At 71.9% G+C, this 24,782-nt stretch carries 23 protein-coding genes; 8 read left to right on the forward strand and 15 right to left on the reverse strand.

The window, feature by feature from the left end; translation table 11 throughout:
• Positions 1-33: 33 nt before the first annotated feature.
• The 10 genes from ACGFSH_RS14910 to ACGFSH_RS14955 form a co-directional block, all read right to left on the reverse strand.
• Positions 34-1,050 (reverse strand): asparaginase, encoded by a 1,017-nt coding sequence (locus tag ACGFSH_RS14910; protein WP_393348459.1) that lies wholly within the window; start codon positions 1,048-1,050, stop codon positions 34-36.
• A 43-nt stretch (positions 1,051-1,093) separates the two neighbouring features.
• A complete protein-coding gene (locus tag ACGFSH_RS14915) occupies positions 1,094-2,533 on the reverse strand; it encodes an amino acid permease (RefSeq protein ID WP_393348461.1) in 1,440 nt (479 codons plus the stop codon).
• Complete coding sequence (locus ACGFSH_RS14920; RefSeq protein ID WP_329406804.1) at positions 2,530-3,207, reverse strand: FadR/GntR family transcriptional regulator; 678 nt, start codon at positions 3,205-3,207, stop codon at positions 2,530-2,532. Before ACGFSH_RS14920 ends, ACGFSH_RS14915 begins: the two co-directional genes overlap by 4 nt.
• 163 nt (positions 3,208-3,370) lie before the next feature.
• Complete coding sequence (locus ACGFSH_RS14925) at positions 3,371-4,207, reverse strand: undecaprenyl-diphosphate phosphatase (protein WP_393348463.1); 837 nt, start codon at positions 4,205-4,207, stop codon at positions 3,371-3,373.
• Between the two features lie 195 nt (positions 4,208-4,402).
• Positions 4,403-4,768 (reverse strand): fluoride efflux transporter CrcB, encoded by a 366-nt coding sequence (gene crcB, locus ACGFSH_RS14930; protein ID WP_393348465.1) that lies wholly within the window; start codon positions 4,766-4,768, stop codon positions 4,403-4,405.
• On the reverse strand, positions 4,765-5,145 hold the full coding sequence (locus tag ACGFSH_RS14935; RefSeq protein WP_393348467.1) for a DUF190 domain-containing protein: 381 nt from the start codon (positions 5,143-5,145) through the stop codon (positions 4,765-4,767). Before ACGFSH_RS14935 ends, crcB (ACGFSH_RS14930) begins: the two co-directional genes overlap by 4 nt.
• A complete protein-coding gene (gene crcB / locus ACGFSH_RS14940; RefSeq protein WP_393348469.1) occupies positions 5,142-5,597 on the reverse strand; it encodes a fluoride efflux transporter CrcB in 456 nt (151 codons plus the stop codon). The genes ACGFSH_RS14935 and crcB (ACGFSH_RS14940) overlap by 4 nt, the downstream gene beginning before the upstream one ends.
• A 296-nt stretch (positions 5,598-5,893) precedes the next feature.
• Positions 5,894-6,181, reverse strand: a complete 288-nt coding sequence (locus tag ACGFSH_RS14945; protein ID WP_393348470.1) for an ArsR family transcriptional regulator — start codon at positions 6,179-6,181, stop codon at positions 5,894-5,896.
• A gap of 208 nt (positions 6,182-6,389) precedes the next feature.
• On the reverse strand, positions 6,390-7,958 hold the full coding sequence (locus tag ACGFSH_RS14950) for an arabinogalactan endo-beta-1,4-galactanase (RefSeq protein WP_393348471.1): 1,569 nt from the start codon (positions 7,956-7,958) through the stop codon (positions 6,390-6,392).
• Between the two features lie 104 nt (positions 7,959-8,062).
• A complete protein-coding gene (locus ACGFSH_RS14955; RefSeq protein ID WP_393348473.1) occupies positions 8,063-10,084 on the reverse strand; it encodes a beta-galactosidase in 2,022 nt (673 codons plus the stop codon).
• A 228-nt stretch (positions 10,085-10,312) separates the two neighbouring features.
• On the opposite strand from ACGFSH_RS14955, the gene ACGFSH_RS14960 reads away from it, so the two are divergent.
• The 6 genes from ACGFSH_RS14960 (at position 10,313) to ACGFSH_RS14985 (ending at position 15,553) form a co-directional block, all read left to right on the forward strand.
• Entirely contained in the window at positions 10,313-11,641 is a 1,329-nt protein-coding gene (locus ACGFSH_RS14960) for an ABC transporter substrate-binding protein (RefSeq protein WP_393348475.1), read from the forward strand.
• Positions 11,638-12,564: a carbohydrate ABC transporter permease gene (locus ACGFSH_RS14965; RefSeq protein ID WP_393348477.1), complete on the forward strand. Its 927-nt coding sequence runs from the start codon at positions 11,638-11,640 to the stop codon at positions 12,562-12,564. Before ACGFSH_RS14960 ends, ACGFSH_RS14965 begins: the two co-directional genes overlap by 4 nt.
• Positions 12,561-13,466, forward strand: coding sequence for a carbohydrate ABC transporter permease (locus ACGFSH_RS14970; RefSeq protein ID WP_393348479.1), 906 nt, complete (start codon positions 12,561-12,563; stop codon positions 13,464-13,466). The genes ACGFSH_RS14965 and ACGFSH_RS14970 overlap by 4 nt, the downstream gene beginning before the upstream one ends.
• On the forward strand, positions 13,463-14,497 hold the full coding sequence (locus ACGFSH_RS14975) for a LacI family DNA-binding transcriptional regulator (protein WP_393348481.1): 1,035 nt from the start codon (positions 13,463-13,465) through the stop codon (positions 14,495-14,497). Before ACGFSH_RS14970 ends, ACGFSH_RS14975 begins: the two co-directional genes overlap by 4 nt.
• Positions 14,498-14,732: 235 nt before the next feature.
• Positions 14,733-15,083, forward strand: coding sequence for a VOC family protein (locus ACGFSH_RS14980; RefSeq protein WP_393348483.1), 351 nt, complete (start codon positions 14,733-14,735; stop codon positions 15,081-15,083).
• A gap of 77 nt (positions 15,084-15,160) precedes the next feature.
• Complete coding sequence (locus ACGFSH_RS14985) at positions 15,161-15,553, forward strand: MarR family winged helix-turn-helix transcriptional regulator (protein ID WP_393348485.1); 393 nt, start codon at positions 15,161-15,163, stop codon at positions 15,551-15,553.
• A 323-nt stretch (positions 15,554-15,876) separates the two neighbouring features.
• Here ACGFSH_RS14985 and ACGFSH_RS14990 read toward each other — a convergent pair whose 3' ends face one another.
• Together ACGFSH_RS14990 and ACGFSH_RS14995 are read right to left on the reverse strand one after the other, a co-directional pair.
• Complete coding sequence (locus ACGFSH_RS14990; protein WP_393348487.1) at positions 15,877-16,275, reverse strand: SseB family protein; 399 nt, start codon at positions 16,273-16,275, stop codon at positions 15,877-15,879.
• A 108-nt stretch (positions 16,276-16,383) separates the two neighbouring features.
• Positions 16,384-17,001: a MerR family transcriptional regulator gene (locus tag ACGFSH_RS14995; RefSeq protein WP_393348489.1), complete on the reverse strand. Its 618-nt coding sequence runs from the start codon at positions 16,999-17,001 to the stop codon at positions 16,384-16,386.
• Between the two features lie 117 nt (positions 17,002-17,118).
• Here ACGFSH_RS14995 and ACGFSH_RS15000 point away from each other — a divergent pair, with 117 nt between their 5' ends.
• A complete protein-coding gene (locus ACGFSH_RS15000) occupies positions 17,119-18,579 on the forward strand; it encodes an MFS transporter (protein ID WP_393348491.1) in 1,461 nt (486 codons plus the stop codon).
• Positions 18,580-18,772: 193 nt separating this feature from the next.
• Complete coding sequence (locus tag ACGFSH_RS15005; protein WP_393348493.1) at positions 18,773-20,227, forward strand: glyceraldehyde-3-phosphate dehydrogenase; 1,455 nt, start codon at positions 18,773-18,775, stop codon at positions 20,225-20,227.
• Between the two features lie 112 nt (positions 20,228-20,339).
• Here ACGFSH_RS15005 and gndA read toward each other — a convergent pair whose 3' ends face one another.
• The 3 genes from gndA to ACGFSH_RS15020 form a co-directional block, all read right to left on the reverse strand.
• Positions 20,340-21,779 carry an NADP-dependent phosphogluconate dehydrogenase gene (gene gndA, locus ACGFSH_RS15010; protein WP_393348495.1) on the reverse strand — a complete coding sequence of 480 codons (1,440 nt, stop codon included), beginning with the start codon at positions 21,777-21,779 and terminating at the stop codon, positions 20,340-20,342.
• Between the two features lie 362 nt (positions 21,780-22,141).
• Entirely contained in the window at positions 22,142-22,648 is a 507-nt protein-coding gene (locus tag ACGFSH_RS15015; protein WP_393348497.1) for a MarR family winged helix-turn-helix transcriptional regulator, read from the reverse strand.
• Positions 22,649-22,749: 101 nt separating this feature from the next.
• The gene (locus ACGFSH_RS15020) at positions 22,750-24,411 is read right to left on the reverse strand and encodes a cellulase family glycosylhydrolase (protein WP_393348499.1); all 1,662 of its coding nucleotides are present in this window, start codon (positions 24,409-24,411) and stop codon (positions 22,750-22,752) included.
• Between the last annotated feature and the right edge of the window lie 371 nt (positions 24,412-24,782).

Here is a 24,782-nt window from a genome sequence, read left to right on the forward strand (position 1 = left end):
GGCCACCGCGCACACCCGGTGGCCACCGGAGCCTCAGGCGCAGGCCCGCACGGTGACCGGGTCCAGCGCGCGCACCGGGCGGACGCAGCCGACCGGGACGCCGCCGCCGAGGAGCGGCCCGCCGGCGAACGCGGTGAGCAGGGCGGGGTCGACGCCGGCCCGGGCGAGGGCCGCGGCGGTGACCGGCACCCGGGCCCGGTCGGCGCCGTCGGAGATCTTGACGGCGACGGACCGGCCGTCCGGGAGGGCGGCGACCTGGACGCCCTCGAAGCCGTCCTTGGTCAGCAGTCCGGGCACGGCGCGCATCAGGGCGGCCACGTCGCGGCCCGCTCCGGAGGCCATCTCGGCGTGCTCGCGCATGGCGTCGGCGACCCGTGCCTCGGGGGTGCCGGGCGCCGCCGCGGTGATCCGGGCGGCGGCCCGGGCGAGACCGTGCAGGGAGACGGCGAACAGCGGAGCGCCGCAGCCGTCGACCGTGACCCGGGCGATCCGCTGCCCGGTGAGGTCCTCGACGATCTCGGCGATCGCCTGTTGCAGGGGGTGCGCCGGGTCCAGGTAGCCGTCGAGGGACCAGCCGTTGAGCGCGCAGGTGTAGAGCATGGCGGCGTGCTTGCCGGAGCAGTTCTGGGCGAGTCGGGAGGGCGCGCGTCCCGCTCGGATCCAGGCGTCGCGGACCGGTGCCCCGTAGGGCATGTCCTCGACGTTGCGCAGGTGCGTCTCGTCGACGCCGGCGAGTTCCAGGATCCGGCGGGCCCCGGCGAGGTGGCGTTCCTCGCCGGAGTGGCTGGCGGCGGCGAGCGAGAGCAGCTCGCCGTCGAGCGGCAGCCCGGCCCGGACCATGGCGACCGCCTGGACGGGCTTGAGCGCCGAGCGCGGGTACATGGCGGCCTCGACGTCGCCGAGCTGGAGCTCGACCGCACCGGCCGCGCCGAGGACGACGACGGAGCCGTGGTGGACGCCCTCGGTCACCCCGCCGCGGACGAGGTGGGCGACGGGTGCGTGGAGGGGTTCGCGGATCGCGGGGGCCTCGGCGAGGGAACTGCTGAACATCACTGCCTGATCACTTGTGGGTGGGCGTGGGCCGGCGCAGGGGTCACGCGCCGGCCTTGGACGAGGTGCGCGCGAGGTTGCGGCGGACGGCGTACCAGCCCGCCACGAGCGCGGCGACGATCAGCGGCAGGCACAGCACGGTGGTGCGTCCGGCGCCGCCGTCGGCGTACATGAGGGCCAGGACCGAGACGAGGAAGAACAGCGTCACGAGTTCGGTCCAGGGGGAGCCCGGGAGCCGGTAGGCCGGGCGGGTCAGCTCGCCCTTCTGGGTCTTCTGCCAGAAGAGGAGGTGACAGATCATGATCATGCCCCAGGTGGAGAGGATGCCGATCGCCGCGAAGTTCAGGACGATCTCGAAGGCGTCGGCCGGGACGACGAAGTTCAGGGCGACGCCGAGGACACAGATACCGCTGGTGAGCAGGATGCCGCCGTACGGGACCTGGCTGCGGCTCATCACCGAGGTGAACTTCGGGGCGGAGCCGGACATCGCCATGGAGCGCAGGATGCGGCCGGTGGAGTACAGGCCGGAGTTGAGCGAGGACATGGCCGCGGTGAGCACGACGAGGTTCATGACCCCGCCCGCGGCCGGTATGCCGACGTTGGACAGGACCGTCACGAAGGGGCTCTCGCCGGAGGTGTACTTGTTCCACGGCAGCAGCATCGACAGCAGGACCACCGAGCCGACGTAGAACAGGCCCACGCGCCACATGATCGAGTTGATCGCCTTCGGCATGATCTTCTCGGGGTTCTCGGTCTCGCCGGCGGCGACGCCGACCAGTTCGACGGAGGCGTACGCGAAGACGACGCCCTGGATGATCAGCAGCATGGGCAGCAGGCCGTTGGGGAAGACGCCGCCGTTGTCGGTGATGAGCGAGGGGCCGGGGGTGGCGCCGTCGACCGGGTGCCGGGTGACCAGCAGGAAGATGCCGATGCACATGAAGACCACCAGCGCGCTGACCTTGACGATGGCGAACCAGAACTCCAGTTCGCCGAAGATCTTCACCGAGATGAGGTTCACGGTGAGGACAACGGCCAGGGCGATCAGGGCGATCACCCACTGGGGTATGTCGGAGAACATGCCCCAGTAGTGGGTGTAGGTGGCGACCGCCGTGATGTCGGCGATGCCGGTGGTGGCCCAGTTCAGGAAGTACATCCAGCCGGCCGTGTACGCGCCCTTCTCGCCCATGAACTCGCGGGCGTAGGACACGAAGGCCCCGGAGGACGGCCGGTACAGGACGAGTTCGCCGAGGGCGCGCACGACCAGGAAGGCGAAGACGCCGCACACCGCGTAGGCGATGAAGAGGGAGGGTCCGGCGTCGGCGAGCCGGCCGCCCGCGCCGAGGAAGAGGCCGGTGCCGATGGCGCCGCCGATGGCGATCATGTTGACGTGCCGGGACTTCAGCGACTTGCTGTAGCCCGCGTCTCCGGCGTCGACGTGCGGGGTCGAGGGGCGCGTCTCGTCTTTGAGGTGCTGTTCGCTCACGCCTCGGGTCCGCCTTCCAGGGGGGTGTCCGCGCGCGGGGCGCGCAGGATGTCGGTGAGGGTGGTCTCGACGCGGTCGAGGTGGTGGCTCATGGCCTCCACGGCGTCGGATTCGCAACCGTCGATCAGGGCCTCGACGATCGCCCGGTGCTCGCGGTTGGACTGCTCGCGCCGGTCGCCCAGCTCGTTGAGGAAGGCCGACTGACGCGCCAGTGCGTCGCGGATCTCCTCGATGACCCGGCGGAAGACCGGGTTCTGGGCGGCTTCTGCGACAGCCAGGTGGAAGAGGGTGTCCATCGCGACCCACGCGGTGGTGTCCGTCTCGCGCTCCATGCGGTCCAGCAGGTGGGCGAGGTGGTCCAGGTTCTCCGGGGTGCGGCGCAGGGCCGCGTACCCGGCGACCGGGATCTCGACGTGACGGCGCACTTCCAGCAGGTCGCTGGCCGCGTAGTCGCCGAAGGTGGGGTCCTCGACGGTGTTCGCGATGACGAAGGTCCCCTTGCCCGTCTTGGCGACGGTCAGCCCCATCGTCTGAAGCGCCCGCAGGGCCTCGCGCAGGACGGGCCGGGACACCTCCAGGGTGCGGCACAGCTCCGCCTCGGAGGGAAGCTTGTCGCCGATGGCGTACTCGCCGCGCTCGATGGCGCCGCGGAGGTGGGTGAGGACCGCTTCCATGGCGCTGACGCGCCGCGGGGCCCGACCACCTGTCTGGCTGTCTGACAGGTTCACGGGAGTGATACTCCGGGGGGCCGAGGCCCCTGTCAAGACGGATGAAAGAACAGATTCAGGGGGCGGGTCGCCTGAATGGCGATTTCCCGCCCCCTGAAGGGTCGACCGGTCAGCTTTCGAGGACCCCGGAGGCCAGCAGGCCGAACAGCGCCACACCGACGACGAGGCGGTAGACGACGAACGCGTTGAACGAGTGCTTGGCGACGAATTTCAGCAGCCAGGCGATGGAGGCGTAGGCGACCACGAAGGACACGGCCGTGCCGACGGCCAGGGGCGCCGCCCCCGCGCCGGTGCCCAGCGCGTCCTTCAGCTCGTAGATCCCGGCGCCGGTCAGGGCGGGGATGCCGAGGAAGAACGACAGCCGGGTGGCGGCGACCCGGTCCAGGTCGAGGATGAGCGCGGTGGACATCGTGGCGCCGGAACGGGAGAAGCCGGGGAAGAGCAGCGCGAGGATCTGCGAACTGCCGACCAGCATCGCGTCCTTGAACGAGGTGTCGTCCTCGCCGCGCTTGTGCCGGCCCATCTGGTCGGCCGCCCACATCACGCCGCTGCCGACGATCAGCGAGCCGGCCACCACCCACAGCGAGGCCAGCGGGCCCTCGATGAGGGGCTTGGCGGCCAGCCCCACGACGACGATCGGGATCGTCGCGTAGATCACCCACCAGGCGAACTTGTAGTCGTGGTGGTATCGCTCCTCGCGGTCGCGCAGTCCCCGGAACCAGGCCGACACGATCCGCACGATGTCCTTGCGGAAGTACACGAGCACCGCGGCGATCGCTCCGACCTGGATGACGGCGGAGAAGCCGACGACGGCGTCGTCGTCGACCGGGATGTTCATCAGGCCTTCGGTGATCTTCAGATGGCCGGTCGAGGAGACGGGGAGGAACTCGGTCACTCCCTCGACGGCTCCGAGGACGACGGCTTGGCCGACGGAGATGGCGCTCATGGAATCCAGTTCTGAGAAGACGAATCGGTCGACGGCGTCGCGGGGCCGCCGTCCGGATCACCTCGCGGACGCGGGGGCGGCAGCGACGAGCCGCCGCCTGCGCCCTGCGAGCCGATCCACACGACAGGCCTGGACGGTCCGGTGTCGTGCACAGTCCTACCAGGCCCGCATCAGACCGGACGCGGGTTCGACCGCCTAAGGCCACACCCACTGGCCGAGCGCCACCCCCGCGCACGCCGCCCCCAGCCCCGCCACCACGCTCGCCACGGCGTTGGCGGCCGCGTAGAGCCCGGCCCCGGTCTCGGTCAGGCGCAGCGTCTCGTAGGAGAACGTGGAGTACGTGGTCAGCGCCCCGCACAGGCCTGTACCCAGGAACAACCGCAGGTCGGGGGCGACGCCGACGGCGCCGGTCAGCGTGCCGAGGATCAGGCAGCCGGTGACGTTCACGACGAAGGTGCCCCACGGGAAGACCGAGTCGTGCCGGGACTGCACCGCGCGGTCGGTCAGGTACCGCAACGGGGCGCCGACCGCCCCGCCGAGGACGACGAGCAGCCAGTTCACAACCAGTTCTTACCCTTCGTGCCCGGTTCGCCCCGGTTCCCGCCGCGCCCCACGTACCTGATCACCTCGCACGGATCGAGGGTGACGATGCCCTCCGTGACCAGTTCGTCGAGCTGAGGCAGGAAGGCGCGCACCCGCTCCTCGGTGTCCACGACGACCACCGCCACCGGCAGGTCCTCGCTGAGCGAGAGCAGCCGGGAGGTGTGGATGCGCGAGGACGCGCCGAAGCCCTCGATGCCGCGGAAGACGCTGGCGCCCGCGAGCCCGGCGGCGTGGGCGCGGTGCACGATCTCCGTGTACAGGGGCTTGCGGTGCCAGGTGTCGTTCTCGCCGATGAGGACGGTCAGCCGCAGGGCACTGCCGGTCAGCCTGGTCATCGCTGCCTCCGGGAGAGGACGCGGCGGGTCGCCGTGGCCGCGAGCCACACCGCGAGGAGGGCCGCGCACAGCGTCGCGGCGAGGTAGGTCAGGGCGGTCGCCGGCCGGCCCGCGCCGAACAGCCCGCGGGCGTCGACGGCGTACGTAGAGAAGGTCGTGAAGCCGCCGAGCACACCGGTGCCGAAGAAGGGCCGCACCAGCCGGTGGGCGGTCACCGCCTCGGTGACCAGCACCAGGAACACGCCGATCACCGCGCAGCCGGTGACGTTCACCCAGAACGTGGCCCACGGGAACCCGCCGGTCCGCGCGGGCCACCACAGCGCGGCGGCGTAGCGGGCGACGGCGCCGAGGCCGCCGCCGACGGCCACGACGGCGACCACCGGCAGCTGCCCCGCCGTGCGAGGCCCGCGCGGGACGCCGGTACGCAGACGTCCGGCCTGCGGAGCTGTCATGTCGTACGTCTCCCACCCGGTCCGGGGCCGTTCCAGCGCCTGGGGGTGATCACGGCCGGGCACCAGCGTAACCCCGCTCCACCGGGCCGTGCCGGGGGCCGGCCGGCCGCCGGTCCCGCGGACGCCGGTCACCCTGCGGATCGCGGCGCGCCACCGGGCGAGGAGGGGCGGCCCACGCTGCGGAGCGGCGGGGAGCCGCGGGGGTACGGGAACCCCGCGACCCGCCGAGGCTCTTTGTGCGGCAGGGTGCTTTGTGCGGCGGCCCCGCCGTGTGTCGCCGTCGTCGAGCTACGCGGCTACCACCCTTTGTCGAACATGCGCGCCACTTCCGCGATGCGCATCTCGTCGCGCCGGTAGTAGGTGCGGCGCCTGATCCGCTTGGCGCGCAGCACGCCGAGGTGCGCGAGCAGCAGGAGATGGGTGTCCGCCACCTGCCGGCGGACGCCGAGCTTCGTCGCGATGACGTCGGCGGGGACGCCGTCCTCGACGGGGTCGCCGTGGCGCTGCGGCGGGAAGTGCCGGGACGGCTCCTTGAGCCACTCCAGGATGGTCAGCCGCCTCTCGCTCACCGGAGTCCTCAGCATCCTCGGCCCCCCTCCGCCCCGGCTCGGGGCTCCGTCGTACCGCGCCTTCCCACTCTGACGCAGCCGAAGCCGCCGTGTCCCGGACTCCGGAAGCCTTGGCCGGGATGCAACTCCCCCGCCGCGCGGGGCTGTTCGCCGTGGTGCGCGAGGGACGGGCGGAGGCCCGGCCGCGTGCCGCGGCCGGGCCCCGTCCGGTCGGAGCGCCGGCTCAGCGGTGGCCGAACCAGGCCATGGAGGACAGTGCCCTGTCGTCGTAGCCGAACAGCGCCTGGTTCTCCCAGCCGTTGCCGGAGGCGGCGTCGGCCGGGTCCCAGCCGTTGCCCGTGACGGCGGTCCAGGTCGCCTCCCAGTAGAAGACGCCGAGGCCGCGGCCGCCGGGGACGGCCTCCACGATGTCGGCGACGGTGTTCATCCAGGCGAGCTGGCCCGCGGCGGTCGCCGGGTAGCCGGCGACCAGTTCGCCCGTGGTGTCGATCTGGTTGACGAGGGAGTCGTCGCTGTCGAGACGGAAGGGGTAGGCCGTCTCGGCGATGAAGACGGGTTTGGCGTAGCGGGACGCCACGTCGTCCAGGGTGGTCTGGGCGGCGGCCGGAGAGCCGTGCCAGTAGCCGTAGTACGACAGGCCGATCACGTCGTAGGCGATGCCGTACGTCTTCGCGTTGTCGAACCACCAGCGCACGGTGGCGTCGTCGCCGGCGTTCGCCAGGTGCAGCGCGACCGGGGTGGCGGAGGAGACCGCCTTGACGGCGCTGTAGCCGGAGTTGAGGAGCCCGGCGAGCTGCGGCCAGTTGTCGGTTGAGCCCTCGGACCACAGCATGCCGCCGTTGATCTCGTTGCCGACCTGGACCATGTCCGCCGTGGTGCCCTGCGCCTTGAGGGCGTTGAGGACATCGTAGGTGTGTTGATAGACGTCGGTCTTCAGTTGACTGTACGAGTGGCCCGTCCAGGCGGCGGGCTTGGTCTGCTTGCCGGGGTCGGCCCAGGTGTCGGAGTAGTGGAAGTCGACCAGCAGTTTCATGCCGGCGGCCTTGATCCGCTTGGCCGTGGCCAGGACGTGCGTCTTGTCGTTGTAGCCGTCCGCGGGGTCGACCCACACCTTGAGTCGCGCGTAGTTCATCCCGGCCTTCCTCAGGATGGCGACCGCGTCACCGACGGAGCCGGAGGCGGTCCGGTAGACACCGCCCCTGGCCTCGCTCTTGGCGAGGGAGGAGATGTCCGCGCCCTTGACGGACAGTCCGGTCGAGCCCGGCGTGAAGGTCAGGTCGTCAACATTGATCCAGTTGCCCGCGTTCGCATCACTGTTGATGCTGATGGTGCACTGGCCGTTGGTCACCTTGACCGACGTGACGATCCGCACCCAATTGCTGGACGACACCGGCAGGTCGGTGCGCTGCTCCGGGCTCCCGCAGTTCTTCAGGGCCAGGTATGCGGCCTTCTGGCCGCCGCCGGAGCGCACCCAGGCGGTGAGCTTGTAGGGGCCGTTGGCGAGCCCGGACAGGTACTGGTACGTCTCGACCTTGTAGGCGGAGGCCGACCAGTGCGAGAGGCGGTGGCTCCCGCCGTGGCCGCCCGACTCGGTGAAGGAGGCGGAGTTCTGCCCGGCGGCCGAGTACGTCGACCAGCCGGCGGGGGTCGCGGTGCCGGTCGCGTCGCTCTCGAAGCCCGCGTTGGCGAGGGTGGCGGCCGCCCGCGCGCTCTGCGCGGGCAGGGCGGTGAGGGCGAGCCCGGCTGCGAGCGGCAGGAGCAGGGCCCTGAGGGTGCGTCTGGGATGGAACATCGTCGTCCGTCGTCCCTTCGACGTGATGGGGGTGGGGGTTCCCTCGTGGGTGAGGGGCCCCCTGCGCCCGCGGCTCGCGGCTCCACGGGCGCAGGGGAGTCGGCTCAGCCGTCGAGTCGCACGACCCGGACGGCTCCGGCCGGGACCGCCAGGCGGCCCGCGGCGCGTTCGCCCGTCAGCAGTTCGGCACCGGAGGACTCCAGCGCCACCTTGGCGTCGGCGGCGGTGTGGTTGATGGCGAAGAGGTAGCTGCCCTGCGGTCCGGAACGGCGCACGACCTCGACGTCGCGGGGCAGGCCGGTGCGGGGGGCGATCCCCGCGTCCTCGGCGGCCCGGCCGAGCACGGCGTCCAGGCCGTCCTGGCCGAGGCGGGTGGAGACGTACCAGGCGGCGCCTTCGCCCAGGCGGTGGCGGGTGACGGCGGGGCGGCCGGCGGTGAGGCCGTCGGCGTAGCGCCAGACGGTCTCGGCGCCGCGCGGCACCACGAACTCGGTCCAGACGTCGCCGTCGAGTCCGCCGCCGTCGGGGCCGGTCAGCCGCACGCTCTCGCCCCGGAGCAGCGGGGAGAACTCCTCGACGGTCAGGCCGAGGACGTCGCGCAGCGCCCCCGGGCAGGCCCCCTCGTGGACGGCGTCGTGCTCGTCGACGATGCCCGAGAAGTACGACACCACCAGGGTGCCGCCGTTCTCCACGTAGGCCCGGAGGTTGGCCCCGGCCGCCTCGGTCATCAGGTACAGGGCGGGCACGACGACCAGCGGGTAGGCCGACAGGTCGGCCTCTGGGCGGGCGAAGTCCACGGTGAGGTGGCGGTCGTAGAGGGCCTCGTAGAAGGCGTCGGCGCGCTCGCGAGGGTCGGCGTCCTCGCTGGGGCGCCAGTCGAGGTTCTGCGCCCACCAGGACTGCCAGTCCCACAGCACGGCCACGTCGGCCTCGGTGCGGGTGCCGCGCAGGGCGGCGAGGGAGTCGAGCGAGGCGCCGAGCTCGACGACCTCACGCCACACGCGGGTGTCGGCGCCGCCGTGCGGGACCATCGCCGAGTGGAACTTCTCGGCGCCGCGCCGGGACTGCCGCCACTGGAAGAACATGGCGCCCTCGGAGCCGCGGGCCACGTGCGCCAGGGAGTTGCGGGCCATCTGGCCGGGGGCCTTGGCGGGGTTGCGCGGCTGCCAGTTGACGCCCGACGTGGAGTGCTCCAGCAGGATCCAGGGCGCGCCGCCGCCGACGGAGCGGGTGAGGTCGGCGGCCATCGCCAGGTTGACGTGGGTGCGGCGGCCGTCGGTGATCAGGTAGTGGTCGTTGGTGACGATGTCGACCTCGCGGCCCCAGGCCCAGTAGTCGACGGAGTCGCACTGGCTGAGGGCGGTCATGAAGTTGGTCGTCACCGGGACGCCGGGGGCGAGGCGGTGCAGGATGTCGCGTTCCGCGCGGAAGTTCTCCCGCATGGTGGCGTCGGCGAACCGCCTGTAGTCCAGGGCCTGGCCGGGGTTGCCGACGGTGGGGGTGGCGCGGGGCGGGTTGACGTCCTCGAAGCTCGCGTAGCGCTGGCCCCAGAAGGCGGTTCCCCAGGCCGCGTTGACGGCGTCGATCGTGCCGTACGCGGTGGTCAGCCAGCGGCGGAAGTGGGCGGCGCAGGAGTCGCAGTAGCAGGCGGAGACGGGGACGCCGTACTCGTTGTGCACGTGCCACATCGCCAGCGCCGGGTGGCCGGCGTACCGCTCGGCGAGGCGGGTGGTGATGTCCGCCGCGGCCGCGCGGTAGTCCGCGTTGCTGTGGCAGATCGCGCCGCGGGAGCCGAACTCGTAGCGCACGCCGTCGGCGGTGACCGGCAGCGCCTCGGGATGGTCGCGGTAGAACCACACGGGCGGTGCGACCGTGGGCGTGCCCAGGTCGACGCGGATGCCGTTGTCGTGCAGCAGGCCGAGGACGCGGTCGAGCCAGCCGAAGTCGTGGACGCCCGGCGCGGGCTCCAGCAGCGCCCAGGAGAAGATCCCGACGCTGACCATGGTGACGCCGGCCTCCCGCATCAGCCGGACGTCGTCCTCCCAGACGGTTTCCGGCCACTGCTCGGGGTTGTAGTCCCCCCCGAAGGCGAGCCTGGTGAGGCCCCTGGGGCTGGTCTCCGGCATGGATGTCTCCCGTGTCATCGATCATTTGGGAACGTGCACACACTGCGATGTCGTTCTGAGGCCAACATAACCGCACAGCAACAACCATTGACAAGTGTCCGGGATGTTTCTCTACTGTGAACGCTCACAGACAGCATGACGGGGTCCGGCGACGGCCGGACCCCCGGTCGTGCGATTCGCATGGCAGGTTTCCGCATCGGGCGGAAGCCCAGGTCAGGGGAGAGATCCATGCCCAACACGAAGCGCCGTCGGCTCCTTGTCAGAGGCGCGGCCTCCGCCCTCGCCGTCACCCTCGGCGCCACCGCACTCGCCGCCTGCGGCTCGTCCGACGACGACGCCGACGCGTCCGGCCCGGTCTCGCTCACGTACTGGACGTGGACGCCCGGCATGGACAAGGTCGTGGACCTGTGGAACAAGGGCGAGGGCAAGAAGGACGGGATCACCGTCACGGTGAAGAAGCAGGCGTCCGGCGACACCCTGATCACCAAGATCCTCACCGCGCACAAGGCCGGCAAGGCCCCGGACCTGGTGCAGGCCGAGTACCAGGCCCTGCCGACGCTGGTCAGCAACGACGCGCTGGCGGACATAGCGAAGGACGTCGGGGACGCGAAGGCCCGGTTCGCCGACGGGGTCTGGCAGCAGACGACGCTCGGCACCGACGCCGTCTACGCGGTGCCGCAGGACATCGGCCCGATGATGTTCTACTACCGCGCGGACCTCTTCGAGAAGTACGGCCTGACGGTCCCCACGACGTGGGAGCAGTTCGCCGACACCGCGCGCGCGTTGAAGAAGAAGTCCCCCGGCACGGACCTGACCACGTTCTCCGCCAACGACTCGGGCCTCTTCGCGGGCCTCGCCCAGCAGGCCGGCGCCAAGTGGTGGACCACCTCCGGTGACCAGTGGAAGGTCGCCATCGACGACCCGGCCACCAAGAAGGTCGCCGACTTCTGGGGCGGTCTCGTCAAGGAGGGCGTCGTCGACAACCAGCCCATGTACACCCCGGCCTGGAACAAGGCGCTCGACACCGGCAAGCAGATCGCCTGGGTCTCCGCCGTGTGGGCCCCCGGCACCCTGACCACCGCCGCACCCGACACCAAGGGCAAGTGGGCCATGGCCCCGCTCCCCCAGTGGTCGAACGGCGAGGATGTCACCGGCAGCTGGGGCGGCTCCTCCACGGGCGTGACGACGGACTCGAAGCACAAGGCGGCCGCCGCGAAGTTCGCCGCCTGGCTGAACACCGACGGCGACGCCCTCAACGCGCTGGCCAAGGAGGGCGGCATCTACCCCGCCTCCACCTCAGCCCAGCTCAGCGGCGCCTTCACCACCCCGCCGGACTACTTCTCGAACCAGGCGGACTTCTACACCCTGGCCGCCAGGATCGCCAAGACGACGGCGCCGTCGGCCTGGGGCCCGAACGTGAACGTCGCCTACACGACCTTCAAGGACGCGTTCGGCGCCGCCGCCAAGGACAGGTCGGACTTCTCGGCCGCACTGGCGAAGATGCAGTCGGCCACCGTCGCCGACATGAAGAAGCAGGGCTTCGAGGTCTCCGAGTGACCACCGCACACCGCCGCAGGCCGTACGGGGTCGAGGCGGCCCCGTACGGCTTCCTCCTGCCGGCGGCGACCCTCTTCGCCCTCTTCTTCGCGCTGCCCATCGGCTACGCGGTCTGGCTCAGCCTCCACAAGGTGCGCGTCTCCGGGCTCGGCCTGGGCTCGGGCGCTCGTAAGGAGGTCTGGGCCGGCGTCGAGAACTACACCGACGCCTTCACCGACGGCGAACTGCTCGACGGCGCGCTGCGCGTCCTGGGCTACGGCTGCATCGTCGTCCCGGTGATGCTCGGCCTGGCGCTGCTGTTCGCGCTGATGCTCGACTCCGAGCGGGTGCGGCTCGCCCCGTTCACCCGGCTCGCGATCTTCCTGCCGTACGCCGTCCCCGGCGTCGTGGCGGCACTGCTCTGGGGCTTCCTGTACCTGCCGGACGTCAGCCCCTTCTACTACGTCCTGCAGAAGCTGGGCATGCCGCAGCCGGACCTGCTGGACGGCGGCCCGCTGTACCTCGCCCTGTCGAACATCGCGGTCTGGGGCGGCACCGGCTTCAACATGATCGTCATCTACACCTCGCTCCAGGCCGTACCGGCCGAGGTGTACGAGGCGGCGAAGCTGGACGGCGCCACCCCGCTCCAGATCGCGCTGCGCGTCAAGATCCCGATGGTGGCGCCCTCGCTGGTGCTGACCTTCTTCTTCTCGATCATCGCCACGCTCCAGGTGTTCAGCGAACCGACCACCCTCAAGCCCCTCACCAACTCCGTTTCCACGACCTGGAGTCCGCTGATGAAGGTGTACCGGGACGCGTTCGGCACCGGGGACGTCCACCAGGCGGCCGCCGAGGCCGTGATCATCGCGCTCGCCACACTGGTGCTGTCCTTCGGCTTCCTGCGGGGCGCGAACCGTCGCAACAAGCAGGAGGCAGCACGATGAGTTCTCTTGCCGTCCACAAGGCCCCCTCGGCGGCAGGCAGTGCGGACGCCGCCCGCGGCCGTCCGCCGCTGCGCCGCCGGATCGCGCCGGTCCCCACGCTGACGCTGCTCCTGGGGGCGCTCTACTGCCTGCTGCCCGTGGCGTGGGTGGTGATCGCGTCCACCAAGTCCGGGCGCGAGCTGTTCACCACGTTCACGTTCCTGCCGGGCACGGGCTTCACCGACAACGTCAAGGACCTCAACGCCTACCGCGACGGCGTCTACTGGCGGTGGATGGGCAACTCCGCCCTCTACGCCGGCCTGGGCGCCCTGCTCTCGACATGCGTGTCGGCGGTCAGCGGATACGCGCTGGCCACCTACCGCTTCCGCGGACGCGAGACGATGTTCAACATCCTGCTGGCGGGCGTGCTGATGCCGCCGATCATTCTCGCCGTCCCGCAGTACCTGCTGCTGGCGAAGGCCGGCCTCACGGATTCGTACCTGTCGGTGCTGCTGCCGCAGATCCTCTCCCCCTACGGCGTCTACCTCGCGCGCATCTACGCCGCAGCGGCCGTCCCCGGGGACGTCGTCGAGGCCGGCCGCATGGACGGGGCGAGCGAGTGGCGGATCTTCACCCGCATCGCGCTGCCGATGATGATCCCGGGACTCGTCACGGTGTTCCTGTTCCAGTTCGTCGCCGTGTGGAACAACTTCCTGCTGCCCTACATCATGCTGAGCGACGACGAGAAGTTCCCGATCACCCTCGGACTGTTCACCCTCCTCGAACAGGGCGCCAACACCCCGGCCCTGTACACCCTGGTGATCACCGGCGCGCTCCTCGCGGTGATCCCGCTCGTGGCGCTCTTCCTGGTGGTTCAGCGGTTCTGGAGTCTGGATCTGCTCTCCGGAGCCGTAAAGTCATGATTATGAACAATGGGGCCGGGGGCCGGCGCAGACCGCCGACCATCCACGACGTCGCGCGGGAGGCGGGCGTCTCGCGCGGCACCGTCTCGCGCGTGCTCAACGGCGGGCACTACGTCAGCCCGACCGCGGCCGAGGCGGTCAACGCCGCCATCCGCAGGACGGGTTACGTCGTGAACCGGCACGCCCGCTCGCTGATCACCGGCCGTTCCGACTCCGTGGGCTTCCTGCTGACGGAGCCTCAGGAACGGTTCTTCGAGGACCCCAACTTCAACGTCCTGCTCCGCGGCTGCACCCAGGCCCTGGCCGCGCACGACGTCCCCCTGCTGCTGATGCTGGCCGGGACCGAGGACGAGCGGCGGCGCATCACGCGGTACATCACCGCCGGACACGTCGACGGGGTGCTGCTGGTCTCCAGCCACTCCGGCGACCCGATCGCGACGGAGCTGCGCGAGGCGGGCGTGCCGCTGGTCGCGTGCGGCAAGCCGATCGGCATCGGCTCCAAGGTGAGCTACGTGGCCGCCGACGACCGCGACGGCGCCCGGGACATGGTGCGCCATCTGCTCGCGCAGGGCCGCCGGCGCGTCGGCGTGGTCACCGGACCGCTGGACACCCCGGGCGGCGTGGAGCGGCTGGCCGGCTACCGGGAGGTGCTCGCCGAGGCCGGCGTCGAGTACGACGAGCGGATCGTGGTCTCCGGGGACTACAGCCGGGCCAGCGGCGAGGCAGGCGCCGAACAGCTGCTGGCGCGGGCGCCGGAGCTGGACGCGGTGTTCGTCGCGTCCGACCTGATGGCGCAGGGCGTCCTCACGGCGCTGCACCGGGCGGGCCGGCGGGTACCCGAGGACGTGGCGGTGGGCGGCTTCGACGACTCCCCCGCCGCGACCGCGGCCAGCCCCACCCTCACCACCATCCGCCAGCCCTGGGACCGCATCAGCAGTGAGATGGTCCGCGTGCTGCTCGCCCAGATCGGCGGCGAGGACCCGGCGGCGGTGATCCTGCCGACGGAACTGGTCAGACGCGAGTCGACCTGACGGCGCCCGCACCCGGCCGATCGGTGGGCCGGTGGGTCGGTGGGGCGGCCCGCGGGCTCACCCGGCCGGTGGCGGCCGGGACCGGGAGGGCGGGCGGGAAGGCGGGCGGTGAATTCCCGCGGCCGGTCGGGCGGACCGGTCAGGATCGGAGAAGCCGTCGGGCCCCGTCCCGGCCTAGCGTGAGTGGTGCGAGAACACGGACGTGTTCACCCGCACCGCACACGAGGAGAACGTCATGACCGCCGGCCTGCAGACCATCATCTACCCCGTCAAGGACCTCGACCGGGCGAAGGCCCTGTTCAGCGCGCTGCTGGAGGTCGAGCCGTACGCCGACGAGCCCTACTACGTCGGCTTCAAGGCCGCCGGTCAGGACGTCGGCCTCGACCCCAGCGGGCACGCCAAGGGCGTGACCGGACCGGTGCCTTACTGGCACGTCACGGACCTGCGCGAGCGTCTCGCCGCGCTGCTCGCGGCGGGCGCGGAGCTGCTCCAGGACGCCCAGGACGTGGGCGGCGGCCGGCTCATCGCCTTCGTGAAGGACGCGGACGGCAACCTGGTGGGCCTGATCCAGGACCCGGCCGCCTGAGCACGGTCGCGCCGACCTGCTTGCACCCGCACTAGTTGCACCGTCAATGAATAGCCCGATCGGTGTACCGTGCGGGTATGGCAGCGAAAACGGCCGGGGCGGGCCTCGAGGAGCGGTGGCGGGACATCCTGTCGGTGCACGCGCGCACGATGTGCGAGATCGACCGGGCACTGCATCCGCACGGCCTCGGCGCGAGCGACTTCGAGGTGCTCGACATCCTCGCCTCCGAGACGCCCCGGGACGGCGACCAGTGCCGGGTGCAGAACCTCGTCGGCCGCGTGCATCTCAGCCAGAGCGCGTTGTCCCGGCTCATCGGCCGCCTGGAGAAGGAAGGCCTGGTGGAGCGGTCCGTCTGCGTGGAGGACCGCCGCGGGGTGTACGTCGCCCTCACCCCCAAGGGACGTGACCTGCACGCCGAGGTGCTGCCGCTCCAGCGGCAGGTGCTGGAGCGGATGCTGACGGGGCCCTGACCCCGGCGTTGCGCTCGGCGGCGATGGCGTCCGGCACGTTTCGGACCCCTGACTCGCGGCTCACGACTCCTGGCTCATGACCGCGTGCGCATGACGGGACCGCCGCGGCCGGACGGCGCTGGACGGACGGCGCCTGACAGACGTCGTCGGGACGGCGCCCGCCCCGGCGTGCGGCGGTGTCCCTCGTCGCGCCTGCCGCGTCACGCCCCGCCCGGCGGTGACGGCCGTCGGGACGACGTACGCCCACCCGGGCGCGACGGGCGAGATGAGCGGGGCCGGGGCGGCGCTGAGGCATCGCCGGACGGGCCTCGCCCGCCGTCGCCTCAGCGGACGAGCAGGGTGCGCACCCCTTCGGAGGTGAGCGTCAGCGGGTGGTCGCCGGCCCCGTCGATCGAGAGCGACAGCTCCCCGCTCGGCCACTGCGCGGCGAGCGCGGCGAGCGGCACCAGCCGGTAGCGGTCGACCTCCGGCAGCAGGTCGGCCATCTCCGGCTCGGAGGTGAACACCGGCACCACCGGAGCGCCCCCGGGCTGTTCGAGGACCGGCAGGGCGACCGTGGTCGGGTCGGTGACGTCCTCGTCGGTGGCGTCGTCGGGCACCGGCACGAGCACGTCGCTGTGCGCGAGCGTGTCCAGTGCGACGGTGTTCTCGGTGTCCCGGGCCAGCGCGTCCAGCGCGAGCGCGGCGGGGTTGTTCGAGCGGTCGTGCGCGGGTGTCTCCATGGAAGCTCCCTGGTAGCGGCGGTCCGGCCTCGCGTACCCGACCGTGCGGGGCTCAATCCCCCGGCCGGGGGCGGGCGGGCGCGCCCGGGGACGCTCCGGCGCCGGGTGTCACGGCATGTGACGGCGGGCCGACTCGTTCTCCTGGGCCAGGCGCCTGAGCGCCATCAGCGCGGGTTCGAGGAGGACGGTCAGCAGCAGGGCACGCTCGGCGGCCTCCAGGGGGTCGTCGAGTCCGTCGAGCTGGTCGAGGTCGAGGACCGCGGTGCGCTCGGCCAGGCGCGCGTACGGCAGGAGGGCGCGCCGGTCGAGCGGGACGCCGAGGGCCCGCAGACTGCTCAGGGTCTCGGCCAGGACCGCGCGGGCGGGCGCGGTCTCGTGCACGCGCCAGCCCAGCTCGTCGACGAGTTCGGCGACCTCGGCCGCCTCCGCGGCGCCTTCGGCGGGTGTGCCGCCCACCCGCACGGATCCCAGGGCCACCCCCAGCGTGCGGTGGATGTCGCCGGCGTGCTCCGTGAGGGCGTCGAGCACCTCCCGGGCGGCGCCGACCGACAGACCGCGCACGCCCGTCAGCGCACGGATCAGCCGCAGCCTGTGCAGGTGGTGGTCGTCGTACTCGGCCTGGGTGGCGGAGGTCTGACGGCCCGGCGGGAGCAGCCCCTCACGCAGGTAGTACTTGATCGTCGTCACGGACACGCCGCTGCGGCGGCTCAGTTCGGAGATGCGCATGCGGTCGGCTCCGGTTCGGTGTTCGGTCTTGCGGCAGCTATTGGATACCTCTACTCTCCAACTTGGAGAGTAGAGGTATCCAATCTTCCCATGCGCCGCCCGAGAGAAGGCACCGTCATGACGCTGTCCGAGAGAAGCCCGGTCCTCGACGGACCGGCCGCATCACCGCCGTCCGAACGCCGCCGCACCCCCTTGTGGCTCGCCGTCGTCGCCGCGAGCGTGCCGATGTTCATGGTCGCGCTCGACAACCTCGTCGTCTCGACGGCCCTGCACACCCTGGCCGTCGACCTGGAGGCGGACACCCAGGAACTGCAGTGGTTCGTCAACGCGTACGTGCTCAGCTTCGCGTGTCTGCTCATGACCGGCGCGGCGCTCGGCGACCGGTTCGGGCGGCGGCGGGTCTTCGTCGCGGGCATCGCGGTGTTCACCCTGGCCTCCGTCGGCTGCGGCCTCGCCGACACCAGCGCCCAGCTGATCGCGTTCCGCACGGTCCAGGGCTTCGGCGCGGCGGCCGTGATGCCGCTGTCGCTGACCCTGCTCGCCCAGGCCGTGCCCGACCGGCTGCGCGGCATGGCACTGGGCGTGTGGTCCGGGATCAGCGGTCTGGCCGTGGCGATGGGCCCGGTGGTCGGCGGCGCGGTCGTCGACGGCCTGGACTGGCGCTGGATCTTCTGGATCAACGTGCCGGTGTGCGTGATCGCGATCCCGCTGGTGCTGTTCGCCCTGAGGGAGAGCGCACTGCCCGGCGTCCGGCTCGACCTGGTGGGCATGGTGCTCGCCGCGGCCGGTCTGTGCGCGGTGGTGTGGGCGATCGTGCACGGCGAGCCCGACGGCTGGACGTCGGTGAGGGTGCTGGGCGGGTTCACGGCAGGCGCGGCACTGCTGGCCGGGTTCGTCGCGTGGGAGGCGCGGACGCCGCAGCCGATGCTGCCGCTGTCGTTCTACCGGGCGCGTTCGTTCACGCTCACCAACATCGTCTCGGCGACCATGTACTTCGGTGTCTTCGGCTCGCTGTTCCTGCTGGCCCAGTACCTTCAGATCGTGCCCGCGCGCACGCCGCTGGAGGCCGGTGTGCGCACCCTGGCCTGGACGCTGATGCCGATGTTCGTCGCCCCCGTCGCCGGAATGCTGACGGACCGGGTGGGCGGCGGCCGGCTCATGGCCCTCGGCCTGTTCCTCCAGGGCGTCGGCCTGGGCTGGATCAACCTCGTGGCCGACGTGGACACGGCGTACTCGGCACTGGTCGGGCCGATGGTCGTGGCCGGCGTCGGCATGGGCTTCGTGTTCGCGCCGACGGCGGCCGTGGTGCTCGGCTCCGTCGCCAGGGATCACGCGGGCAAGGCGTCCGGCGCCAACAGCACGGTCCGCGAGATCGGCGGCGCCCTCGGCATCGCCGTGCTGAGCACCGTGTTCGTGGCCCACGGCAGCATGCTGGGCCCCCGGCAGTTCGTCGACGGGCTGCACCCCGCGGTGTGGGTCGGCGTCGCGGTGGTGTTCGCCGGCGCGCTGTGCGCCCTGGGCATCCCGCGCCGCCGGCAGCCGGTGGAACAGACGCCGGACAGCCCCGGCGCCCCCTGACCGGCGGCAGGCGGCCGGCGCGCGTCCCGGCCGCACCCCGTCGCCACGGCTCCTCGGCCCCGCCCCGCGCTCTGCCTCGCGGGCCCGCGTGCACCCGCGCGCTCCCCACGCACACCTGAGCGCGGGGCCGCTGGAATGATCGAAAATCCCTAGGGTTAGCATATGAGCGCCACCTAGCTCGAAAGATAGGCCCGTGACGCTCAACGACGATTCGTTCACTGACTGGAAGAACCGCGAGGAGATCGCGGAGTCGATGATCCCGATGATCGGGAAGCTGCACCGCGAGCGGGACGTGACCGTCCTGCTGCACAGCCGCTCCCTGGTGAACAAGTCGGTGGTCAGCATCCTCAAGACCCACCGGTTCGCCCGGCAGATCGCGGGCGAGGAGCTCTCGGTCACCGAGACGCTGCCGTTCCTGGAGGCCCTCACCACCCTGGACCTCGGTCCGGCCCAGATCGACATCGGCATCCTCGCCGAGAGCCACCGCGCCGACGACCGCGGCCTGTCGGTGCTCGACTTCACGGCCGAGGCCGTCGCGGGCGCCACCGGCGCCGGCAAGATCGACCGCCGTGAGCCGCGCGACGTCGTGCTGTACGGCTTCGGCCGCATCGGCCGGCTCGTCGCCCGGCTGCTCATCGAGAAGTCCGGCTCCGGCAACGGTCTGCGGCTGCGCGCCATCGTGGTGCGCGGCGGCGGGTCCCGGGCCGCCGACGATCTCGTCAAGCGGGCCTCCCTGCTGCGCCGCGACTCCGTGCACGGCCAGTTCCAGGGCACCATCACGGTCGACGAGGCCAGCAACCGCATCATCGCCAACGGCAACGAGATCACGGTCATCTACGCCGACGATCCGTCCGAGATCGACTACACGGCGTACGGCATCGACAACGCCATCCTGATCGACAACACCGGCAAGTGGCGCGACCGCGAGGGGCTCTCGCAGCACCTGCGGCCCGGCATCGACAAGGTGGTGCTGACCGCGCCCGGCAAGGGCGACGTGCCGAACATCGTGCACGGCGTCAACCACGACACGATCAAGCCGGACGAGCGGATCCTGTCCTGCGCCTCCTGCACCACCAACGCGATCGTGCCGCCACTGAAGGCGATGAACGACGAGTACGGCGTGCTGCGCGGCCACGTGGAGACGGTCCACTCGTTCACCAACGACCAGAACCTGCTGGACAACTACCACAAGGCCGACCGGCGCGGGCGTTCGGCGCCGCTGAACATGGTCATCACCGAGACCGGCGCCGCGTCCGCGGTCGCCAAGGCGCTGCCCGACCTCAAGGCGCCCATCACCGGCAGCTCGATCCGGGTGCCGGTGCCGGACGTCTCGATCGCGATCCTGAGCCTGCGGCTCGGCCGTGAGACCGACCGCGAGGAGGTGCTCGAGTACCTGCGCGGCATCTCGCTGACCTCGCCGCTGCGGCGTCAGATCGACTTCACCACGGCGCCGGACGCCGTCTCGATGGACTTCATCGGTTCACGCCACGCCTCGATCATCGACGCCGGCGCCACCAAGGTCGACGGCGACAACGCGATCCTCTACCTCTGGTACGACAACGAGTTCGGCTACTCCTGCCAGGTCGTCCGCGTCGTCCAGCACGTCTCGGGCGTCGAGTACCCGACGTACCCCGCGACGAGCGCCTGACCGGCTCCGGCCGCAACCGGACGGCGGGGGCGGGCACTCCACGAGTGCCCGCCCCCGCCGTTTCGCGTCCCCCGCCTCCGCCGCCGCGGCTCCCGCCCGGCGGACGGTCGCGTCAGGCGGACGTCTCCGGACGGCCGGACTCGGCCCAGTGGGTGTGGAACGCGCCGGGGCGGTCGGTGCGGCCGTAGGTGTGGGCGCCGAAGTAGTCACGCTGGCCCTGGAGCAGGGCCGCCGGGAGCCGCTCGGAACGCAGGGTGTCGTAGTGGGCCAGCGCGGCGGAGAAGGCCGGCACGGGGATGCCCCGGCGGGCGGCCGACGCCACGGTCTCCCGCCACGGCACCTGCGCGTCGGTGATCTCCATGGCGAACTCCATCTCGCCGAGGAGGCTGACCAGCTTCGGGTCGGCCGCGTACGCGGCGCGGATACGGTCCAGGAAGGAGGCGCGGATGATGCAGCCGCCGCGCCAGATCCGGGCGACCGCCCCCAGGTCGATCTTCCAGCCGAACTCCGCGGCCGCGTCCTGGATCATCTTCCAGCCCTGGTCGTAGGCGATGACCTTCGAGGCGTAGAGGGCGTGCTCGACCTGCGAGGTGAAGCGCGAGGCCTCGGTGCGGCTGAGCGGGGGCGTGGTGCCGCCGGGGAGCCCGGCGTAGGCGGCGCGCAGTTCGCGCTGGCCGGAGGCGGCGCGGGCGAAGGTGGCCTGCGCGATGGCCGTGACCGGCGAGCCGAGGTCCAGGGCGGTCTGCACGGTCCAGCGGCCGGTGCCCTTCTGGCCTGCGGCGTCGACGACGACGTCCACGAAGGGCCGTCCGGTGCCGGCGTCGGTGTGGGCGAGCACCTCGGCGGTGATCTCGATGAGGTAGGAGCCGAGCCGGCCCTCGTTCCAGGTGCGGAAGATGCCGGCGATCTCGGCCGGGCTGTAGCCGGCGACCTGGCGCAGCAGGTCGTACGCCTCGGCGATGAGCTGCATGTCGGCGTACTCGATGCCGTTGTGCACCATCTTGACGAAGTGCCCGGCGCCGTCGGTGCCGATGTGGGTGGCGCAGGGTTCGCCGTCGACCTTCGCGCTGATGGACTCGAACATCGGGCCGAGGACGTCGTACGACTCCGGGGAGCCGCCGACCATGACGGCGGGCCCGTTGAGCGCGCCCTCCTCACCGCCGGAGACGCCGGCGCCGACGAAGTGCAGGCCGCGCTCGCGCAGGGCCTCCTCGCGGCGGCGGGTGTCGGCGTAGTGGGCGTTGCCGCCGTCGATGATCATGTCGCCGGGCTCCAGGAGCGGGGCGAACTCCTCGATGACCGCGTCCGTGACCTCGCCCGCCTGCACCATGATCATCAGTCGCCTGGGGCGTTCCAGCGCCGCCACGAAGTCGGCGGCCGACTCGGCGGGGACGAACGCGCCCTCGTGGCCGAACTCCTCGACGAGCGCACGGGTGCGACCGGCGCTGCGGTTGTGGACGGCGACGGTGTAGCCGTTGCGGGCGAAGTTGCGCGCGAGGTTGCGGCCCATCACGCCGAGGCCGGTGACGCCGATGGCGGCGGTTGCGTTCACGAGGTACGTCCCTTGGATCGATGGCGCGGTCGGAGGGGCGGGCGGCCCCCGGTACCCCCAGGTACGGACCGGCGGCCGGTTCTTCTCGATTCCGCGCCGAATCGTCGCGGACGGGATCCCGGGCTCGTCCCCCGCCGGTCCCCGTCGAGCCCTGATCGATCTCCGGCTCGTCTCCGGCCGATGCCCGGACCACGGCCTGCCGACTCCCGGCGGAACACGGCCGCCTGCCTGCCGCCCGCCCGCCCGCCGGATCGCGGATGTTCGGGTGCCGGGTCCCGTCGGCCGGTCGGCCGGTCGGAGGCAGGGGCCGAAGCCGGGCGGCCGTCCGGGGCGCGCCCCGCGCCGTGTCCGCGTCCTGTCCGCTACCGGCGGCGCCAGGGCAGTGCGGCCGGGTCGGTCTCGGCGCTCTCGGCCCGGTGCAGGGCCTGGCTGATCGCCTCGCCGATCTCGGCGAACTGACGCACCTGTTCCGGCGTGAGGACGTCGAACACCGCCCGGCGCACGGCCTCGACGTGGCCGGGGGCCACCTCCTCCAGCAGCTCCCTGCCCCGGCCGGTGAGAAAGGCGAGCTGTCCGCGGCCGTCGGCGGGGTCCACCCGGCGGTCGACGAGCCCCGCCTCGCGCAGCCGGTCCACGGCATGGGTGAGCCGGCTGCGGGTGATCTTCAGACGCTCGGCGAGGTCCGACATCCCGAGGGTGCCGTCGGGCGCCATGGAGAGGTAGGCCAGCAGGCTGTAGTCGGCGTGCGTCATCCCCGCGTCGCGCCGCAGCTGGCGGTTGAGGTGGTCCCCGAGCAGCGTGGAGAACTCGACGTAGGCCAGCCAGGCTCGTCGTTCGTCGGCGTTGAGCCAGCGGGGCGTCGTGGACATGGCCACACAGTACGGTGTGCCCGGCGAGGCGGACCGGCGACCGGCGGAGGCGGCGAACGCCTCACGCCGGCCGCCGGCCTGCCGGTCCGCGGTGCGGCCCGTCAGACCGTGGCGCACGCCCCGCCGTTCAGGGTGAACGCGGTCGGTGCGGTGTTGGTCGCGCCCTTGTTGCCGATGAATCCGACGGTGACCGAGCCGCCCGCGGGGACGGTGGAGGTGTAGGCGGCGGGGGTCACGGTCACCGAGCCGCCGCTCTGGGCCGCGGTCCCGCCCCACATGCTGGCCACGCTCTGGCCGTTCGCGAAGACGAAGCCGAGCCGCCAGCCGCTGACCGGGGCCGCGCCGGTGTTGCGCAGGGTGATCTCCGCCTGGAAACCGCCCGGCCACTCCCCCACCACGCGGTAGCCGACGGAGCAGGCCACGGCGGGCGCGCTCGCGGTCGTGACGGCGACGGCGGCCGAGCGGGCGGACCGGTTGCCGGCCGCGTCCCGGGCGTAGACGGCGAAGGTGTACGCCGTGCTCGCCGTCAGGCCGGTCACCGTGGCCGTGGCGCCGGTCGACGCGGCGACGCCGGTCTCGGTGGTCCCGTCGACCCGCACGACGTCGTAGCCGGTGACGCCGACGTCGTCGGTGGCGGCGGCCCAGGAGAGCGTGGCCGACGTCGCCGTCACCGCGGAGGCGACCGGGGCGCCGGGGGCGGTCGGGGCGTGGGTGTCACCCGGCGTTCCGCCGCCGAAGACGGTCGCCTCCTTCGCGGTCTGGGCGATGCCGTCGACACCGTTGAAGATGCGCTTGCCCCACGAACTGAGCCGGGCGGGATCGAAGTCGAGCGTCAGGTCGAGGATCGGGTCGGTGTTTCCGCTCCACGACCAGGCCAGGTAGCCGAGCCTCAACCGCTGGGCGGCCGCCATCATGGTGTCCTCGTCGGGGTCCCCGTACTGGTCCGCGGGGCCGCCGAACTCGCCGATCAGGAGCGGCAGTCCGGCGTCGACGAAGGTGTCGAGGTAGTCGGTGACCTTCGCCGCCGTGTCGAAGACGCTGTACATGTGGATCGAGAAGATCAGATTGCCGGTGGCGTCGGCGTCGTACACCGACCGGGCGTTGGCCTTCATCACGCCCTGCCAGTCCTGGCCCCAGTTGGGGGCGTCCACCATGATCGTGTGCTGGAGCCCCGCGGCCCGCAGCTTCTTGACCGCGGCGGTCGTGGGCGCCGTCCAGCCCGCCGGATCGGTGTTGCCCCACGGCTCGTTGCCGATGTTGACGATGACGTAGTCCTCCTGGCCGGCCAGGACGTCCTTGAGGCCGATCCAGTAGTCGGCCGCCTGGTCGAGCGTCCCGGCCGCGCTGTCCTCGCCGTAGCCGGTGGTGTCGTGCACCTCCAGGACGCAGATGAGGCGGTTCGCCTTGCACTGGGCGATGACGTTCGCGACGTCGGAGGGGCTGTTGGCGCTCCAGCGGTGGCCGTCGGCGAGGACGACGCGCACGGCATTGGCGCCCATCGCCTTGATGTCGGCCAGCGACTGCTGCGTCCGGCCCGGGTACCAGGTGTGGGCGTGGTTGACGCCGCGCATCACGAAGTCGTTCCCGTTGCGCTCCACCAGGCGGCCGTCGCTGATGTGGAGTCCGGCGCCCTGGGCCTCGGGCGAGCGGGTCTGCGCGTGCGCGACGGACGGGCACAGCGCGCCGAGGAGGACCAGGCCGAGAAGGGCCGCCAGCCTGGTCAGCAACGTGCCCAGGGCGAGGCCCGCGCGCCCCGCGGGCAAGCCGCTCGCGCCTGCGGCCGCGCTGCCGGCCGCCGTACTCGTCGTGCTGATCGTGTTCGTCGTGCTGCTCGTTGCGCTTCCGGTCGTGCGTGGGGACGTGCTTCTCGGCGTTCTCACTGCGACTCCAGAAGTGAGGCCCAGGGACCCAGGCGACGGTGGGGGGAAAGGAAGGGAGACGGTCTCGAACATGTGGGAGCGCTCCCATGAAGCCATTGCGTCGAGTACACGTCAAGATGTCGCGCAGGACGGTGCACAGGGGCGGGTGCGGACGGGTGGGCGCGAACGAGCCGAGCGGCCCCCCTCGGAACGGCGTCCCTCGGGCGTCGGTCGGGCGCGTCACGGGAGTCACGCCGTCAGGTCCGCGCGCGCCG

The organism is Streptomyces sp. NPDC048481 (genome assembly GCF_043200075.1).
In the GTDB taxonomy this organism is placed as follows: domain Bacteria; phylum Actinomycetota; class Actinomycetes; order Streptomycetales; family Streptomycetaceae; genus Streptomyces.